Annotated in this window: 11 protein-coding genes and 3 pseudogenes; 5 read left to right on the forward strand and 9 right to left on the reverse strand. The window is 59.3% G+C overall.

From position 1 onward, the window contains the following. Positions 1-63 precede the first annotated feature (63 nt). Both CK220_RS29840 and CK220_RS29845 read left to right on the forward strand, forming a co-directional pair. Positions 64-2,166 (forward strand): ATP-binding protein, encoded by a 2,103-nt coding sequence (locus CK220_RS29840; RefSeq protein ID WP_141245259.1) that lies wholly within the window; start codon positions 64-66, stop codon positions 2,164-2,166. Between the two features lie 20 nt (positions 2,167-2,186). Next, positions 2,187-3,329, forward strand: coding sequence for a PIN domain-containing protein (locus tag CK220_RS29845; RefSeq protein ID WP_141245260.1), 1,143 nt, complete (start codon positions 2,187-2,189; stop codon positions 3,327-3,329). Positions 3,330-4,237: 908 nt separating this feature from the next. On the opposite strand, the gene CK220_RS32885 is transcribed toward CK220_RS29845, so the two are convergent. Both CK220_RS32885 and CK220_RS29855 read right to left on the reverse strand, forming a co-directional pair. Next, positions 4,238-4,366 (reverse strand): hypothetical protein, encoded by a 129-nt coding sequence (locus CK220_RS32885; protein ID WP_280952769.1) that lies wholly within the window; start codon positions 4,364-4,366, stop codon positions 4,238-4,240. Positions 4,367-4,434: 68 nt separating this feature from the next. After that, complete coding sequence (locus CK220_RS29855; RefSeq protein WP_245429456.1) at positions 4,435-5,604, reverse strand: PLP-dependent aspartate aminotransferase family protein; 1,170 nt, start codon at positions 5,602-5,604, stop codon at positions 4,435-4,437. Between the two features lie 40 nt (positions 5,605-5,644). On the opposite strand from CK220_RS29855, the gene CK220_RS29860 reads away from it, so the two are divergent. Further along, the gene (locus tag CK220_RS29860) at positions 5,645-6,286 is read left to right on the forward strand and encodes an XRE family transcriptional regulator (RefSeq protein WP_095814955.1); all 642 of its coding nucleotides are present in this window, start codon (positions 5,645-5,647) and stop codon (positions 6,284-6,286) included. A 143-nt stretch (positions 6,287-6,429) separates the two neighbouring features. Here the strand turns inward: CK220_RS29860 and CK220_RS29865 are convergent, their stop codons facing one another. The 3 genes from CK220_RS29865 to trxA form a co-directional block, all read right to left on the reverse strand. Continuing rightward, on the reverse strand, positions 6,430-11,619 hold the full coding sequence (locus CK220_RS29865; protein ID WP_095814956.1) for a shikimate kinase: 5,190 nt from the start codon (positions 11,617-11,619) through the stop codon (positions 6,430-6,432). A 40-nt stretch (positions 11,620-11,659) separates the two neighbouring features. Next, positions 11,660-11,785 carry a hypothetical protein gene (locus CK220_RS32890; RefSeq protein ID WP_280952770.1) on the reverse strand — a complete coding sequence of 42 codons (126 nt, stop codon included), beginning with the start codon at positions 11,783-11,785 and terminating at the stop codon, positions 11,660-11,662. 134 nt (positions 11,786-11,919) lie between these two features. Continuing rightward, entirely contained in the window at positions 11,920-12,240 is a 321-nt protein-coding gene (gene trxA / locus CK220_RS29870; RefSeq protein WP_095814957.1) for a thioredoxin, read from the reverse strand. Positions 12,241-12,641: 401 nt separating this feature from the next. Between trxA and CK220_RS29875 the strand changes: the two are divergent. After that, positions 12,642-12,799 (forward strand): annotated as a pseudogene (locus CK220_RS29875) (transposase); the annotation flags it as partial. Positions 12,800-13,557: 758 nt separating this feature from the next. On the opposite strand, the gene CK220_RS29880 reads toward CK220_RS29875, so the two are convergent. The 3 genes and pseudogenes from CK220_RS29880 to CK220_RS29890 all read right to left on the reverse strand — a co-directional run. Then, positions 13,558-14,055 carry a GNAT family N-acetyltransferase gene (locus CK220_RS29880; RefSeq protein WP_095814958.1) on the reverse strand — a complete coding sequence of 166 codons (498 nt, stop codon included), beginning with the start codon at positions 14,053-14,055 and terminating at the stop codon, positions 13,558-13,560. Between the two features lie 61 nt (positions 14,056-14,116). After that, positions 14,117-15,307: a hypothetical protein gene (locus CK220_RS29885; protein ID WP_245429457.1), complete on the reverse strand. Its 1,191-nt coding sequence runs from the start codon at positions 15,305-15,307 to the stop codon at positions 14,117-14,119. A 304-nt stretch (positions 15,308-15,611) separates the two neighbouring features. After that, positions 15,612-15,889, reverse strand: a pseudogene (locus CK220_RS29890) (glutamate synthase-related protein); the annotation flags it as partial. Between the two features lie 490 nt (positions 15,890-16,379). Here CK220_RS29890 and CK220_RS29900 point away from each other — a divergent pair. Continuing rightward, positions 16,380-16,535 (forward strand): annotated as a pseudogene (locus tag CK220_RS29900) (ribonuclease Z); the annotation flags it as partial. 379 nt (positions 16,536-16,914) lie between these two features. Here CK220_RS29900 and CK220_RS29910 read toward each other — a convergent pair. Further along, positions 16,915-18,276 (reverse strand): DUF6538 domain-containing protein, encoded by a 1,362-nt coding sequence (locus CK220_RS29910; protein ID WP_095814960.1) that lies wholly within the window; start codon positions 18,274-18,276, stop codon positions 16,915-16,917. Positions 18,277-18,482: the final 206 nt, after the last annotated feature.

The following is an 18,482-nucleotide window of genomic DNA, read 5'->3' on the forward strand; positions in this document are numbered from 1 at the left end:
TACAACGCTTGACGGTCACCCAGAAAGGCCCGTCAAGTAAGCGATATTAAGCGGGGGAAATAGATGCCATCGTTGAAGACAAATTTCGTCAAAAGGATCGATCGGCTTCCCAAGCCGACCAACGCAGCTGACGCTATGCAACCACTCTTCGAAGCGGTCAGCAACTCGATCCACAGCACCCAGGATCGATTCAAGGACAACGTCGCAACCCAAGGGAAAATCATTGTCACGCTCACCATGGCGAGCAGACAGGCTCCCTCAAAGATCGTGGTCGAAGACAATGGTGTGGGGCTCGACGGCAGGAACTATGACGCGTTCACCACCACCGACACCGACAACAAGATTGCGCGCGGGGGCAAAGGTGTAGGGCGACTATTGTGGCTTGATTGCTTTGAAGCGATCAGCGTAACCAGCACGTCGATCGAAACTGGCGAGCCGAAGCGCCGAAAATTTCGCTTTGTACTATCACAAGCCGATCAGATACAGGGCTATGAAGAAGGCAAGCCCGAGGGCACTGCTTCTGACACCGGAGTGTTGATCGAATTCGATGGTCTCCGGGACAATGGCTATAAGGCCAAATTCCCGGGGCGTCCGGCCTATGTCTTTCAGCATTTTACGTCGCATTTCTTGCCCACCTTTATCGGGTCGCGCTCCCCCCGCATCACAGTGCACTGCGGTGACGAAACCCGGCACTATCCGGATGAAATTAACTCGATCATTCATCGCCGGGAGACCATCGAAAACATACCTACTGCTGATTACGGGCAGCTGACACTCACGTTGATGGAGTGCGACAAGGTTGCGAGCGCGGATTTGCAGGGGTCGCACTTCGTCCATTTCATAGCGCACGACCGAACGGTTCATTCTCAAAAGATCGACGGCAAACTAGGTCTGAAGTATTTCGGCCCGAATGAGGATCGGGTCTTCCACGCCGTCCTCAACGGCAAGTTCCTCGACGACAACGTCAACCAGGAGCGGACCAAGTTCCAGTTCGAGGACGCCGTCCTCGACCGCATCGTGAGCGACATCTGTACACCACATATCGAGAAGTTTCTGGCGGAACCGTTGCAGGCGCTACGTCAAGACCAGCGAACGCGGGTCAAGGCGATTACGGAATCCTACCCATCTGTTGCTTTCGGCGACGTTGACGAACTGCAAGAAAAGCTCCCTTCAGGCGAGCTAAACGATGACGCGATCTTTGGGCATCTCTCGCGTGAGCGCTATCGCCGTGATCAGCGACAAGCGGAGAAAATCCGGGCCGTCCTGAAGCGATTGAAGGAGCCTTCAGTTGATGTCAATTCGTTCGCGAACGCAATCGAAGCCGCCGGTAAGGCAATTGAGGAAGCCGAGCAGAAAAGCCTCACGGAGTACATCGTCCGCCGAAAGGTCGTGCTCGATTTTATCGAAATCCTCCTGGAGAAGGTCCGCGACGACACGCGTGATAGCAGTTATCAGCGCGAAGACATCCTGCACTCGTTCATCTGCCCGCTACGGGTCAATACTCTATCCGATGGCGCCAAGAAGGTCGTGCCGGCTGCGTCGCACGATCTCTGGATAATCGATGAGCGGCTGACATTCGCCCAGTATTTCAGCTCGGATGAGGAATTCCAGAATCTCTCTGACGCAGTCGCCAGCGACGAGCGACCAGATGTCTTGATTTTCGATCACGTCCACGGGCTACGCCAAACTGACGATCCCTCGCGCGTGCTGCTCGTTGAGTTCAAGCGCCCGGGTCGAACCAGCTATGCGGCGGACGAGAACCCTCAACACCAAGTCGAGCGTTATGTGCGCCGACTGCGCGAAGGGGGGAAGTTTGACGTCAAGGGGCGCCCCATCAAGCTGAAGGAGGACACGGTCTTCTACTGCTTTATAGTTGCTGACATCGTGGGCAAGATGGACGACTGGACCTATTCATGGGATCGCACGGCCGACGGTCGCGGGCGCTTCTACCAACCGCGTTCCGGCTTCAAAGGTTCGATCGAGCTCATCGCGTGGGACACCCTTCTCACCGATGCCCGCGAGCGAAATCAGGCCTTCTTCGATCGCGCCGGAATCTCAGGCAAAAGCTTCTTCGTCGAGGCCCAGGATGCGTCGCATCAGCGCCTTCGGGCCGAGGAAAAACTGGCCGCCGACACCATGGCACCGGCCGACGCGCCTGTGACCTAATCTCGACTGAGAGAAAACGCATGCCAATGTTCGATTCAGACGAGCTCAGGGGCCTGATTGCGGAACGCGGGATCGCCGGCTTCACGCTCGACACGAACATCATCGATGGGCTCAACAACAACGGAAATCTCGACAATCGCATCCTGCTGAGCCTCGAAAACCTCAAGGGCAAGCAGGTCGCTACCATTCTATGCGATGTCGTGGCGAAGGAGGTGAAGGGGCATATGGCGCAGCGCCACGCTGCCGCCCATGGCGAGCTCGCCTCCACTTTGAAGGTGTATAGCAAAATCTGGAAAGAGCACGCGGGCTTTGTTGAAGAGCTTGCAGCCAAGCTGGTGCCAGCGGACGCGATCGGGGCTCACGCTGATGCCCTCCTCCAGGCCTTTTGCGAGAAGATCGGCGTTGAGATCATCTCCTCGAACGGGGCGATAAGCGTAGCCGAGTTAATGGAACAGTATTTTGAGAATCAACCGCCCTTCGCCGGCGCTGACAAGAAGCACGAGTTCCCCGATGCTGTAGCGCTCGCGGCCATAGATAAGTGGGCGCAGGAGCACGGACCGGTTCTAGCGGTGAGCAAGGACAAGGGATGGGCAGAATACTGCGAAGGCAGCGAGTACCTGTACTGCGCAAGTGATCTGGGAAAAGCGCTTGCGCTGTTTCATGAGGACGAAGCAATTGTCGCAAGCTTTATTAGCTCCTTGGGGGATGCGCCAGATGGCGATTTCGCGGGTGAGATACTGGATGCAATTCAGCGCGACCTCGATGACCTCGACTTTCAGGTTGAGGCGTCAGCATTCATGGAGTGGGACACCGAAGTCGAGGAAGCAGTCGTTGAGTCGATTGAGTATACTGGCGGGAAAGAGCAGCGGATTGTGGCTTCCGACGGCCAGAGCGTGACGTTTCTGGTTCCTGTCAATGCAAAGCTCAGGGTCCAAGCTGGCTTCAACTTTTCCATTCATGACAGCATCGACGACGACTACGTCTCTCTCGGCGGCACAGTAGAGGACGTCACGATCGATCATCGCTATCAGGTGACGGTGACGATCAGCGGGAAAGGAAGCGATGAAATCGCGGTCGAGGATGCCGTCGTAAATCCGGCGACAAAGTTGCGCACGGTCGACTTCGGCCATGTGGAACCGTTCTCCGAACCGGAACCCGACTGAACAAAAGGCCAGGGTTTGGGGCGGTCACGACACTTCCTGTGCGCGCTGGCTCTATGCGCCTGGTTCAGCGCGCAACAATGCAGGCAAACCCTTACTGCTACTGTTTGCTGGAACGGCCGAATAGAGAGGGGGTTGCCGCCGAAGCTCATTGGCTGACTCAAGGCAGCTTTCACGTCGTGCCGCCCGAAACCTGCCATTCAGCTTCCCACCCCGTCGTTGTCTTTCACCCTTGCCGGAATCGCGACCGCTTTCGAGAAAGCCTCGAACTAGCTCGAATGGCCGGGATCAGGCGCAAAGCTGCCCTTCGGCTGTCGCGATCAGACATGTAGCTGGAATGGGGCGGACACCAGTCCCGCAGCTTCGGTCCTCTAGTCTTCAAGTGCAGATATCAGGGTTGGGCGGAGGCATGGTCGCAACAGGCCACCCCCTGTTTGGGCGGCAACGCGTGCGACAGGCTGGACTTGACGTCGCAGCCATACGATCTTCGTTGCGGGGCCACTTTCGACACGACAGCTCCTGGCGGGAACATAAAATGCTCGATGCCATCCTAACCTTCGTCGCCACGTTGTTAGTCGCGGTATTCGCGGTTCATCGTGAAAACGATTGCGTAACCGCACTCAGGATCGCGCAACCTGTGAGGATGATCGCGACCGTTTGCCAGGACGCACTCGATCCCAAGGCCGAGGGTCACAAGAGCGATCATGCGAGGATGGATTTAGGGTTGCTGAGGTGCATGAGCAGGCCTCATCTGTAGAGGTCCCAACAGCGAGACTGGCCGTTCTCGACCGCCTTTGCTGCAGAAGCTATGGCGTGCCCAGACGTCAGCGCCGCCCTACCCGCCTTGACCGCGAGGTAGATCAGATCAAGGCCGCCCAAAGATTTCCAGCAAAATGAGATGCATGGGCAAATTAAGTCAGCAAAGCCGAGATACCGGTGGCTGCAATCAGCCCCCAGAAGATCGAGCCGGTCGCGACGCCGGCGGACATCGCAAAGCCGGCCTGACGGCCCTGCCGCATTGCGAGGCCCATAATCCTCATGCTGCTTCGGTCCGGACTGCCTGCAGGGACCATATAGGCGGCCCAGCCAGAAGACGGTGCTGCATGGTTCAGTTCCCCGAACCAGCGAGCGCCTGCATCAGGTCATCGATGATGTACTGGACATCCTCAAGCCCGACCGACATGCGTAGCAGTCCACCGGGCGCCATCGACTCGGGTCCTTCGACCGAGGCTCTGTGCTCGATCAGGGAGTGCGTGCCGCCGAGGCTGGTGGCGCGCACTACCAGTTTCAGGCGAGCGGCCGCACACATCGCGGCCGGCTCGCCGCCCTTCACGATAAAGGACAACATGCCGCCGAATGCACTCATCTGCCGGGCGGCAAGCGCATGGCCGGGATCACCGGCAAGTCCCGGGTAAAGGACCTGCTCGACCTGGGGTGACTTCGACAGGGCTTCAGCAACCTTAAGCGCGGCGTCGCAGTGCGCGCGCATCCTCACCGGCAGCGTCTGCAACCCGCGCAGTGCCAGCCAGCAGTCGAACGGCGCGGCAACGCTGCCCTTGTGCTTCTGGATCATGTGTAGGGGCCGCTCAAGGGGTGATGCAGCAGGCACCACAACGATGCCAGCCATCATGTCCGAGTGGCCGCCAATGTATTTCGTGGCGGAATGGACGACCGCGTCGGCACCCAGATCGAGTGGGCGCTGCAGTGCCGGGGTGGCCCAGGTGTTGTCGACGACGGCGAGAGCGCCAGCCTCATGGGCGATCTCACAGATGGCAGCGATGTCAACAACGCGGATCATCGGGTTAGAAGGGGTCTCCATCCAGACCAGGCCGTTGGGTTTGTCCCGGACAACCGTCCGCAGGCGATCGAGATCGCGCATGTCGATCGGCACAAACTCGAACCGGTGGCCGATGTCCGTCTCCTTGATCAACGAGCGGATGCCGAAATACATGTCGTCCGGCAGAACAACCCTCCCCTTCGAGGGATGTGCTTCGAGGACCGCAGCAATGGCGGCCATCCCGGAGGAGAAGGCGATGCCTTCCGCGCCCCCTTCGAGCGCGGCCATCGCTTGCTCGAAAGCAAACCGGGTCGGATTGGAGTCCCGCGTGTATTCATAGCCCGACGGAAAGGAACCATCTGCGCCTCGCTCAAATGTCGTGCTGGTATGCAGCAGGATGGAGACCGCTCCGGTTGAGGAATCGACGCCGCGGCCGATATGAATAGCTTGTGTATCAAAGCGCACGGTGGCTTCCTTTTGTCGGTTGTTTATGACGGTCATTATATTGACCGTAGCCCGCACAGATGGTAAAGTCAATATAATGACCGACTCATCATTCATATCGCATCGCGAGCAGGAGCTGGGGCACGCCATTGCCACCAGGTTGCGCAACCTGCGCCGCGATCAGGACCTGACGCTTGATGGGGTTGCCAAGCTGACCGGCCTTTCAAAGGGAACGGTGGTGGCGCTCGAAAAGGGGAAGGCCAACCCCAGCATAGGCATCCTTTGCAGGCTGGCGGCCGCGTTCTCCCTGTCCGTAGGCGACTTGCTCAACGATGCGCCGAGAGGAGAAGCCGACAAGCGTATTGAGCGTACTGTCACGAAAACACTTTGGACGAGCCCCGCTGGCAGTAGCGCTCAGTTGCAGGCCTCTACGTCGGGTCGCACCATGTTTGAACTCTGGTCGTGGGTCTTGGCACCCGGCGACGAATTCCATGCCGACGCCCACAGCCCCGACACGCGGGAGCTGGTGACAGTGACCGCCGGCGCTCTCACCATCGTCGTGGGGAGAGAGTCGACCGTCTTGGCGGAAGGCGAAAGCGCCCACCTCATCACCGACCAGCCGCATTCCTACATCGGCACGGCCGATGTCTGGACACGCTTCACGATGGCTGTCCTGGAGCGCGGCGGGCAGCGACTCGCTCGCAAGCGCGACTGGATTGTTGGATTGGGTGATGACTAGGCCTTCGCGAGGAGCCGTAGCTTGTGACCAACCCACGCTGTCGCGCGCCGCAGCGCACCCGCCTTCCCACTTTAATTAGCTTCGGCGCCAACGCGCACACTGCACCAACCCTGCGAAAGATCCCTTGATTGTCCGCCTAAGGCTTATTGTCCTCGGCTTGAGCGTTCTCTGCTTCTCGTGGAAGACGCTAAATGCGCTCGTGCGTTATTGCCGGCCAGCAAAGGCTGCGGGTCGGCGGTGAGGGTCTCGAGGGGCGGCGGCCGTTGCCCTACACTCAATGGTGCCATCGGCGCCTGGATAGTTTCCCCGGCGCCGACCCCGCGATTGTGGCCGTGGTGATGATTATCGTGCATACGCTGAGCTGTTGGGGACATGGTGATGGTAGTGCCGGAGGCACCGGAGACATGTGATATCTCGGCAGCGGGCAGAGCGGCTTCTCTTTCGCTGCACAGGAAAGCGTAGAGTTCCTTCACGCAAATGCGAGCGTCCTTCTTGTCTTTTTGAAAGGGCGGGACGATGGGCAACCTGATGTCGGCCTTTTGGTAGAACGGACTGCGCTCTTCGTACAGCTGGTCAACCTTCTGCTCGATCTCGGCGCCCTGCAGCAGCGGACGGCTGGTGTCTTTCTTGAGGCGCCTGCGGAGCTCCTTCAGCTCGGTGTCGAGCCAGATCGACCTCCCCTTATTTAGGATCAGGGCTTGATTAGTGTCGTTGCCAAAGCAGCCGCCGCCGGTTGCGATGACGATAGGCCCTCTCTCCAGCTGCTTGGCCAGCTCTTTGGTCTCCAGGTCCCTGAAGTGCGCCTCGCCGCGGCCAGGGTCGGCGAACATCTCCATCAGATTGCCGTGCTCGGCGACTATACGCTTATCGATGTCGACAAACTCCACCCCCAACTCCTTGGCAAGCTGGGCGCCGATGCTCGACTTGCCGCTCGCCGGCATCCCGACGAGCACGACCGGCCGCGTACCGAGAGCCGCGAGGATCTCGCCCGCTTGCGGGGAGCGAGCGACCGCAATCTGTTGTCTTGCGATTGTGGGCGACCTGGAGGTCCCTGCAGCCCTCGACCTGCTTTCTCCTGACGAGCCCCAGTGTAATATCTCCCAGGCGCCAGGGGGAATAGGGACCAACTCGCATTCGCTCTGCGCGCGCTGCGCGAGCTCTGCCCGGTAACTGGCCGGCGTATGGAACTCGACCTCGAAGCGATAGTTCTGCGCAGTTCTGAATGCCGTGTGAACGCCGCGTAACCTCGGCGTGTCCATCCTGATGAACCAGTTGGTGGTCTCGACCTCGCTGCAGTCCCGCTCCTCGAAGGCTAGTGCCGCCTTCTTGAATGCGCGCGTAAAAGCCTCGTCCGGGATTTCGAAGACATGGCGCACGGCATTGGTGACCAGCTGGGCCTCTGGCGCCGCGCTCACGCTCTGGCCGGTCAACTCGTCGGCTGTCCAGACCTGCCCGCGCGACCGTTGGTCAAGATGCGGCACCTTCACCTCGATGCCGTCGTGCCGCAAAAGCTCGGCAACAGCATGCACAGTTTCGGTAATCGCGCTTTCTTGCGCTTCGGCGGGGGCGGCTTCGAGCCTGGCGCGCTCCAGGGCCTGTTCGCTGCTCAGCGTTATCCTGCTGGCAGGGTCGTCGGCCGAGATTGCTAAGGCGCTGGGCAGGATGCGCTTTTCGACGGCGAGTCTGATCGAGGCCTCCATGACCGAGGCCGCCAGCGTGGGGTTGTCCTTCAGATCCGCCAGGCTGCCATCGACGTCGAACCGGCCCTGGTGGAGCTTTGCCGCCTGCGCCTTGACATAGGGCGCCGGCTTGAAGCCCGGCCTGCGCTCCAAGAGCCGCTGCAATTCGGTAGTTTTTTGCATGAACACCCGCGCACCGGTATCGGACTTGTAGGCGTCCGTGCCGACCTTGATGCCGACGCTCAACAGGTTGATGGCACTTTTATGCAGATCGTCGGGGTTGTAGCCGTCGGGCCGCGGATCGATGCGCGGCTGGTAGTGGTTGAGCAGGAAGTCGACGCGCTTCCTGGCATCAGCGGTTGCCGGATAGGATTCGCTGAGTTTCGGGAAGAGCGCGGCCGCGTCGGCGCTGACGGCAGGCTTCGCGCCGGCTGAGGCCACGGATCGCGCTAACTGCTGCTTGACGTCCGACTCATGAGCCGGCTCACTGAGCTGCCGGTTCCAGTCCTGGAGCTCGGCCACTAGCAAGGCGGCCAGTTCGCAGGCCACCGGATGCTTGGCGGCCTTGCTGTCTTCCCCCGCCCTGGTGATAAGATCATGGAGGGTATGGCCATCCGGCCGATCTTCCTGCAACAGTGCGCGGATGTCGGCCTTGAGCCCAGGATGAATGCCCTCGTAGGTGCCGAAGATGGCACGCTCGGCAAACCAGCGTTGCGCCTCCTGCGGCTGCGCCAGCACGTTGCGCTGCAGGCAGCTGTAGGTCTCCAGCACCAGCCCGGTGGCCGACAGGATCTGCTTGGACCGGCTGAACTGGTAGTCGCCTTTCTCAATGGCCGGCGTGTGCGACTTCGGGGGCTTCATCGAGGCGATGCCGAGCGCCTGCAGCTGCGCGTCGAACTGGCGCACATGCTCGTAAAGGCGAGGCCGGTTGCCGATGATGACGACGGCGTCGCCGTCAAAATCGCCGTCGAGCATTTTTTGTTCGACGCTCGGAACCGCAACCAAAGAGCCGGGCGCGAACACCTCCGTCGCCTGCAGGATGCCGACGCACTCCAGCGCGGTGTCGGCCTTGACCCGGTTCTTTTCCTCCAGCCAGCGCGAATGGCACTTTACGTCCTCCGCAGACATCACCACCCCGCGGTCAGCGAACTCCGCCGGCCACATTTCGTCGGGCACAACGATCAAGATGCCTTTGGCAAAGAAGGTCGGATCGTCGGCGGCTAGCCCAGCCCCCGACCTGTGCGCGACGTTGAAGCTGTATTGAAAGGCCACGCACCGATCCAGGAACGCGGCGGTCCGATCGCCATCGCGCGCCGACCTGACCCGGTCGGGGGCGAACGGGCGCAGGTTGGGCTTGTCATAGGGGGAGCGTCCGACAAGCACGCCGGCGTCACGGGTCAAGGTCTTGCTCTTGCCCGTCGGCACATGCAGGCATTCGTCGCTCGACGGTACGGCGATAGCGCCCGAACCCTCGATGTGCCCGCCCGTGACGGTCCGGAACACCTCCTCGAGGGTGAGGCTTGGATGGGTTTCGAGCCAAGCCAGAGCCTTCTCGCGGGTCTCCTGTGCCACCTCGACACTGCGCGGATAATGTTGCAGCGCCGAGGGCGGTAGCGCCGATTGGCTATTACCGGCATAGGCAGGCATCCGCTCGGGAGCGTCGTGGCGAGCCCGGGCAATGGCCGGCATGCGCTCGGCCAGTGAGGCCCTGATGAAGCCGCAGCCGTCATGCGGCCGCAAGGCGATCTCGCCGTCTCGCCCCTGGACCCGGAAGGGATGCCCTGCGCCTGCGGGGCGGTCGGGCAGAAGGGACAGCTTGAAGCACCCTTCCAGCGCATAATCATGCGGGCCAATGTCGGGGATGCCCGGCGGCGCGGCAAATCCGCGGCGCTGGGTATAGTAATAGGCTTCCTTGAACGGCGCCCAGGCCCGCGACAACTGCTCAAAGGCCGTACCCGGAGCCGTCTCGGCATAAGGGATCGCCAAAAGCTTGCCGCTTGGGGCCTCTTCGGGCGCGAAGGGCAGGTGAGAGGCAAGCTGGTTCAGGCTCTTTTGCGGCGGCTTCAGTTTGCTGCCGCCGAACAGGTCCATGCGGTAGGGCACGCCCTCCACGGGGAACGTGCGTGTCAGCATGGCGCCGGTCGGAGTTCCCTTTAGTTGCACCGCCACCACCGGCACCGCGCCCGAGGTCAAGCGGTGGAAAATGGAATACCGCAATTCGGCTTCGCTGGCCAGCGGCCGGCCTTGCATGTCGACCACCGGCAGCCGCATCAGTCCGGCATCGCCTTGCGGCGGTCTCGGCTCGTGGTCCATGGTCTGAAGGACCCGATGGACATCGAAGCTGGCGGCCGCATGCTGGGCCTGGACCATCGATGCGTTCTGCGCCATGAAGGTGTCGAGCGCTTCGAGCGGCTCTTTCGCCTCGATCTCGGCGATCACGTTCCAGCTCATGTAGGAAAGGTCGGCGTAGATGAGGGCCCGGGAACTGTCCAGGATCTGCCTGGTCTTGCCCTGCAGCTCTTCCTGCCTGGCCTGCAAGGCGAGTTCGTCGCCGTCGACATAGGGCCGCCGGTAGAGCGTCTCCAGCACCGCCCGGGTCTTGAGCACCTGATAGATCGAAAGCGCCGGGCAGCGGCTTGCATTGGGACCGCTGGTGCGCTCGGCCTGGCCTGCGTTGAGATGGGCATCGATCTTGTGTTCCACCACCGGCTGGATGGCGTTGAGCAGGTTCAGCGCCGGTCTGCGGTGCCAGCGCAACACCGGCTTCGGGCTGCGAGCTAGGGGCAGCAGGGAGGCGCAAAGATTGCCCATCGTCTCGAGGTTGTTGTCGAGCTCAAACCCGGGATTGGCACGTAACACCTCGAGCCTGTCCAGCCCCGGCTGTGCCAGTGCACCGAAATCGTCCGACAACTGCGCCTTGCCCAACGCCTTGAATATACTCGCTATGGCATGGACATCGGCCTGCTGCAGCCGATCCTCGGCATATTGGAGGTAGTGCGCCAGTTGATGCAGTCGGTCCTTCAGCAAGGCGGGTTCGGCGACCTCGCCGGCGGTCTCTCCCTCCTCGATGCCCCGCGACAGACCGTTGGCGATCCTGACAAGGGCAGGCGTGCTGAAAGCGCTGAAGCGACGGCCCTTGGAACCGAGCTCGCCGGCGATGGCAACGATCGCCTTGCGTGCTTTTTCTTGTTCCGGCCACTTGCCGAAACCGTTCACCAGATTGGCCAATTCTTGATCCGAGAATCCGTCGAGATTGCCGTCGCGGCCAACCACCACGCCGGCGATGGCAAGCGTCGCTTCACGCGTCTTCTGCTGGTCCGGCCATCTGCTGAAGCCGTTCACCAAATCAGCCAACTCTGAACACGAAAATCTGTCGAGATTCCCGTCGCGAGCAACCACCGCGCCGGCGATGGCAAGCGTCGCTTCGCGCGTCTTCTGCTGGTCCGGCCATCTGCTGAAGCCGTTCACAAAATCGGCCAACTCTGAATCCGAAAATCCGTCGAGATTGCCGTCGCGGGCAACCACCGCGCCGGCGATGGCAAGCGTCGCTTCGCGCGTCTTCCGCTGGTCCGACATTGCGTCGGAGATGCGGTGCGGGCCTCCTTCGTTATCAGATCGCCCTGCTGGTCCGGCCAACTCTCCGGTGATGCCCATATTCCCTCTCCGATCCAGCAAAACGCATCGCCTAAGCCTGTCAACAACAGGGCATCATTGGTTTGAGTGCGGTCACGCGAGCCTGCAGCGGCGTGCTTGAAAAGCCGCAGCATTCACGCAACGGCAACTGCCTCGACAACGCCGCAATGAAAAGCTTCTTCGGCATTCGATCGCTCCGACATCAGGGCTGAAGCTCAACGGGCTGAAGCCTGTACAAAACGCCCATAAATCGCTATGAACTCGCCCGACTTACGTGGCGAATCTGCGGTTTTCGTTGCGGTACAGATCGAGCGATATCGGTCAGGCAGCGTTCGAAATCCAGTTCAAAAGAGCTGCCTTCGGTTTGGCGCCGACCGAGAAATCGGCCACCTCGCCGCCCTTGAAGATCGCCAGCGTCGGAATGGAGCGCACGCCCAATTGAGTGGCGAGTTCCGGGTTTTCATCGATGTTGAGCTTGGCGACCTTGATCTTGCCTTCCATCTCGACGGAGATTTCGTCGAGACTCGGAGCAATCATCTTGCAGGGATCGCACCATTCGGCCCAGAAATCGACAACGACGGGTGCTGCGGATTCCAGAACCTCCGACTCGAAGTTATTGATATCGACTTTCACGGTAACCATGGCTGTTCCTTTGACCGAAGATGTTGAACCACATGTGACGGTGCGGTGATATTTCCCACTATCACCGACAGCACCGGGATCCGGTGAGAAAGTATCTGCTTCATTAGCGGCACAATACCCGCCGTTGCTTGTGCCCTCGATCTCTTCTCCCTTCTGCTCCCACTAAATGGCGTAGCAGATGCGGCGACTTGCTGAGTAATCGGGTTTGGCTCCGGCAGTCGCCCCGTCTGGCCATGGAGGATTCGCCTTAGTATGTGGTCTGAAAAGTATTCCGCTTTGTTCAATATCGAACGCCGATTGGAGCGTGTCCTTTAATGAAGATCCAAAATTCTGAAGCGTCAACTCGAAACGGGTTACACTCGTAATGTGGTAGATCGGACATGCTGGATCTGGCTCCTAATCATGGGATATCCGAAGCCACGATCTACAATTGGAAGGCCAAATTCGGCGGCGTGGAAATTTCCGAGGCGAAGCGGCTGGGGCCCTGGAAGAGAGGCCGAAGAAGCTTCTGGCCCAGCAAGTGCTCGACGTGGCCGCGCTTCGCGAACTGGTTTCAAGAATGTATGACCCGCCCCGCCCGTGCAAGGGTCGTCTTGATCAGGACGGTGCAGTCTACACAAATGTATCCAGCCTCTTGCAAGTGGGCCGCTGTTGCGGCCAGGCCATGATGAGATCCGCGCGTGCCGTTCCTAGATAAATGGTCCGGGCTTAGTGGCTACCGATGCAAACGCCGTTGGGCCCTACCCTGGACTGGTACACCTTGCCGCCAGACGATGCTGCCCGAGCCGCCGGCCGGCCGGTCGCGCGCATTTGTGGCCAACGTCTATCCTAAGGTCGATCCGGTCGGGTTTGCGACCGGGTTCATGGTTTCACCTAACGTTCTTCTGACCAAACTGGCACGTATTTCAGGATCCCGGCTGGGTAAGAGGAACCGGCGCCAACATTCTTCAAAGTCGCGCTTGGTTATAAAGCCGGGCATCGGCAGCCACCATGCCGCCGGATGTCCAAGCAGGCACAGGAATCAGAAGAAGTATGGATTTGAGCCCGAATCAAGTGATTTGGATTACGACCAGGACGATTTCTGGCTCTGCTTGGATGAGGATTTCTCGGCGTGTTTCGGCGAAAATACGGGTGACGAGTTGAGCAGGCGGCTTGGCACCCGATTGATCCTCAGCAGGACGGACACTGCGGCTCATCAGACCGGGGCAGTTACGCGGTCGGTGAACTCGGAACCGAAGGTCTGTCGGTCTGCATATAGACGCGCCCGCTTACAACCTGACTCTCGAAACATACATGCAGCGGATGGTGGGGCACTTCTCAGCAGAAACCAAGAGCATCCTGGCCGGAGAGAGGCTTTTCGTAGAAGATCACGGCATATCCGTGCAACCTCCCTTTCCCGCGGCGAATATAGCCGGCCGTCTCATAAAGCCTTTGAGCCCCTACTTGGATCGTTGTCGTCTCGAGCACTATGCATTTGAATCCGAGAGCAACGGCTCGCGATTCCAACTCGCTAACAATCCTTCTTCCAAGCCCACGTCGTTGAAAGGCGGGATCGACCCGTATACGCTTGAGTTCTGCGATTTCATCGTCGACAGGTTGCAATCCGCCCATAGCAGCGAGCTGGGGACCAATATGCGCAACTACGAAGTCTCCGCCAGATTCGATATATGCTTCTCCGATGTTGCGTAAATCATCCTCCCACATCCCTTCCGGACCATACACACCAACAGCCTCAGATGCACTCCTATGCAGGTGCCATACATTATCGACATCCTCACGTTCAAACCTACGAAAGATCACGTCGTCTTGAAACATCGACCATCACCTATTGGACGCCTGCGAGGCTGGCATCGCGCTCACAAGACGTTTGTGCCTGTTAGCTTTGATCCGCCGCCGTTAGCAGCCGCTGTGAAAGCACAGCGTCCATGCTTTCCCACTCCTCAACTCCGGCGATGGGGCGACCGGGTTCAACCGTATATTTCAAAGCCGTCTTTCGGTGCATCCGGGTGAACCGGTCCAGCGCATAGACACAGGACGCGTACAGCTCTCGGATTTGAGTGCATTTCCCCTCTATCACGGGCGAGACGGTTGCTATTTTAGGAAAGGCCGCTTTCCCCTTAAGCCAGTCTGGCTGGGCCCCCGTGCTCCTCTTATCTGAAGACAACCAGCCAAAGACCGCACCAATACATCCTCGCGGGTAGTATTCCGACAGGCGATAAACATCCCTATAGAATTTCGGTTTTTGGCGGAAAATTTCTTCACCGATTAGTAGCACAGAAACCGCGACAACGCGCGCCGAGAATCGGCCGCTTGGAGCCAGCCTATTCTTATAAGGGTTTTTTCCGTAGAACTCACGAAATTCGCCAAATAGATCGGGCGACATATGATTATGAAAGCGGGTCAGAATGTAATTCGCCGACTCCAGGCGCTCTAGGCACAGTGTAAGACACCGGCGCGCATCCGCCCCGACCTCGTCACGCAACTCAAGCAGGGTGTCCACTGCGAACTGCAAATCTCTCTCAATGAGTTGATGACCCAGGCAAAAATCTCGCTCCTCGACCCCAGCTGAGTCGAGGCAGTATACGCGCGGATCGCTCTCCACCGGATTGGTAAGGATCATATCTTCATAGGAAAGAACATTTATGCTAGGCTCCCGCTCGCAACTTAAGGCTGCAATGCGCTTCAGCGGCTCTCCCACCGTTAACTCCGCATCGTGATGGTTAAGTCCCGCAAATGCAGACATCTGATAAGCAATATTGAGGAGATATTGGATGTCTGTCTTGGCTACCCCAAACTCCGACTGTTTCAGATTCAGCAAGTGCGCCTCATAGTTCCCTGCCGCTAGCATGGCGTTGATGCTATGCCCAAGCGCCTTGACAGCTTCAGCTCGCTGTTCACTATTTTTGATCTCCGCGATACGGTGCGGGAGTTGGTCGGCGACAAAATCGCTAATAATCCCAAGCGGGCGTATTCGCAGGCGGCGATCGATGCGGTCCGCTAGGTGAGAAAATATCCCCCGCACCGCCCGCTGATCAGGCGAGGCCGCGGAATAACTTGGCACGTTCATTTCTTCAGGGCTCCTTTGGTTTTTCCTGGGAAGTCAAGGCGCGACGGAGTTGCACTCGCGCTACATCGCTGTCAGCTTGAAAGTTTCATTTGAACTCTGGCGTAAGGACCGCGAGACCGCCGTGGTCGTGCGGGGTCCTTTACGGTGTCCTTGCAACCGGCATGCCAACACAGGTTTTTCGCGGACCTTGCTTGAACGACGGGTAAACATGGGCAGGAAATGGCCCCACCGACGGGGATACTCGCGGCCTCAGCGTCGGCTTTCGAACAAGCGCGTTTTTGACCGCACTGGCTGAACTGTAAAACAGTCGTCGAATACGTGGGAATGGACCGGCTCGGTGGAAACCGTCGCCGCGGGGAGCATGCCGGCCGCCTGGCCGGCGAAGTCCGCGCCCAGGCGGATGGCCTTGGCCACGTCGCCGCCGTCTCGGATACCGCCCGACGCGATCAACTTCACCGTTGGCAGCGCCGACGTGGTGCCGCCGGCGCCCGCGACATCGATCAACGCCACGCCCGCCTCGACGCGGGCAGAGGCCACCGAGGCGGACAGGCCCGACCCCACTTCCTTGGCTACGATCGGCACATGGGTGAAGAAGAAGCGTAGCGCCGACACGATGCTGTTCATCGTCGGCACGGGAACATCGTCGTCCTGCTGCTCGATCTGGAACCGGCGCATGTCGTCGGTGGTCGCTGTAACCGGCGACCAGCCGAGGAAGGTCGCCAGGCGTCCGATGTCGCCGAGATGAGTTGCGCTGCGTCTCCTGGCTGAACCGGCGCAGCATCGTATCGTGGATCAGCCGCTGACGAAGTGGACTGACAGGTAGCCTCAAGAACAGGATAGGGCATGGTCAGGCTCCTTGTTGAAGAAGCCGGTGATGCTCTGCCGCTGCCGAACCACCATCAATGAGAGCGCGACGTCGCTCGTGATCTCTACCTCACCCCAGCCCATCCCGCGTAGCGGGTTCGTTCTGCGGCCCCGAACGCGACGTCTGAGTAGTGGCTCACTGAACCGAAATGCCGCCCGCCGACTGGCCGCACGGATTTCGACCCTGCCGAATTGTCCCCAGTCACTCGGCGATACGGAATCGACCGATGAGCTGGCAGACCATGTCCGCGGCGCCGACCTTCTGGTGATCGAGGCCACCTTCCTGGAACGAGATGCGGCCATGGCGCGCGACTATGGTCATCTCACGACTGCGCAGGCCTTACCCGATGCGTACGCTGCATCGGATTAGCTATCGCCTCGCGGATCGATCGGAGCGGACCAATGCCGGTAACAGTCCTGCGCGACTGGATCTTCGACAGACGTCTTCGCGCGCCGTAGCCGTCGTCTATCCCCCTTTGTAGGGCACGGCCTTCCAAAACAATCAGAGAACCTGCGTACTACGAACCCGCACTGAGTAGATCGCAGAGCAGTGAAGCCTAACTCGCCAAGTTTTCGGCCAGTGACTACCGAGCGCCTTGAGCGCGCTCTCGATCGCATTGCCGAAATAATTGTTGCCCGCGGCGATCGAGGCGAGGCATGGCTTCCACTTTTTGATCACTTGGAGCGGGCTCTGCTCGATCATAGAGCAAAGGAAGAGCGCTTGGCCGCGATACGTGAGCGCGTCACACGATCGAAGGATCGAACGGCAGCGCAATCTTCATGAGCTCTTCCTGCCACATCTTCATCTCGCCGCCTTCGCCGTATTTGGGTCGGTCGATGGCGTGACCCATCAGCATACGCCGCAGTTCCTCGTCGAGCCGGGCATTTTTCATTCGATCCTCGAATGAGTGGCGGAGCGAATAGAATGTGTGCTTGTCGCTCGGAAAGAGCTTGTGCTTCTTAAAATGCTTATTGACGGTAGCAGACAGCTGCGTCTCTCGGTCCTTGTATTGTGGGAAGCCGTTGGGATGCTTCTTGAACACCTCCAGCGCCACGCCAACCAGTGGCACTTTCCGCACTGACGACGCTGTTTTGATCTCGCGTGGGTCCTCTGGATCCTCGCGCGGCTCGACCGAGATGTGCGGAACTTCGTGATCGAGATGAATCACGCCTTCATGAAGATTTGCCAGTTCGCTCGGCCGACAGCCTGTCTCGACGAACGCCAACGCAATCCCTCGAGCTTCGGCATTGAGCTTCGCCAATGCGCCAGGAGCGAGAATCTTGTCTCTGATCCAGTCGGTAGGAAACGGCGGCCGGCTTCGCTTCGATTTGTCACTGAAGGAGAGATCGGCGAACGGGTTCTTCTGCTCCGGAAAACCCAAGTGGCGGAAATAGTCGCTGTAGAGCGTCCGAAGATTTCCCATATTGCGGTTGCCGGTCGACGCCGAGCGATCGCCTGGCCCCTCCTCCGGCGCGATGCGGTCGAGCCAGTACTTGTGGACCTTGAGAGCGTCATCACGCGTGATCTTGCTCATAGGTTTGTCTTCGACCAAATCAATGAACACATCGACGCTCATCTGCCGCTTGGCTTTCCAGCGCTTGCGCTGGTCAGGGCTCTTGGTGCGCAACTCGTCACGGACGATGTCGGAGAAATAAACCTTCAGTGCGTCAGATATCTTGTCGTCAGGTCGCTCGACCATGCCAGCGACGGCGTCCAACGCAGGCGACTTAGCTGGCTCGCCAATGGTGCTCTCTACGCGCTGCAAGATGGTTTCCAGCGGTTCTGCGGTAAGAATCTCGGCAAGCGGCCGATAGACAAAACCGAGAGACTCAGCGCGCTTAATCGCCAGCTTGTAGCGCATACCTGCCGCTTGCGGATTGGCGCCAATCATTAGCGACGCCCAGAGTGCGTTGTCGGCCGCCTCATACATGTCGCGGACGGTTCTCGCCCTTATTCTGTCCGAAGTGTTGAGCGACTTGCGAACGAATCTGCCGCGGTGGTCCAGATCGCGAACTTCTTGGGGCACGCGCCGGCGATAGTGGAAATGCCCGCCTCTGAGTTGCAGGTAGCGATCAGGATGGTGCTCTTCGCGCCTTCGTCCCAACGTCTCGGCCTTCCGTTTGTATCACAATAGGTAGCACAATTTGTGACACAAAATCGCAAACAGACGCAAGGCATTCAATTGAATTGACCAATTTATTTTGAAAAAACAGTGGCTTACGCGAGAAGGCAATGGTACCGTTGGCTGGGATCGGGTAGTTGCCTATACCATTGTTTTTACTTCAGTTTTTCCTTTTCGGCGTCCTATTT

The organism is Mesorhizobium sp. WSM3860 (assembly GCF_002294995.1).
Taxonomy (GTDB): Bacteria; Pseudomonadota; Alphaproteobacteria; order Rhizobiales; family Rhizobiaceae; genus Mesorhizobium.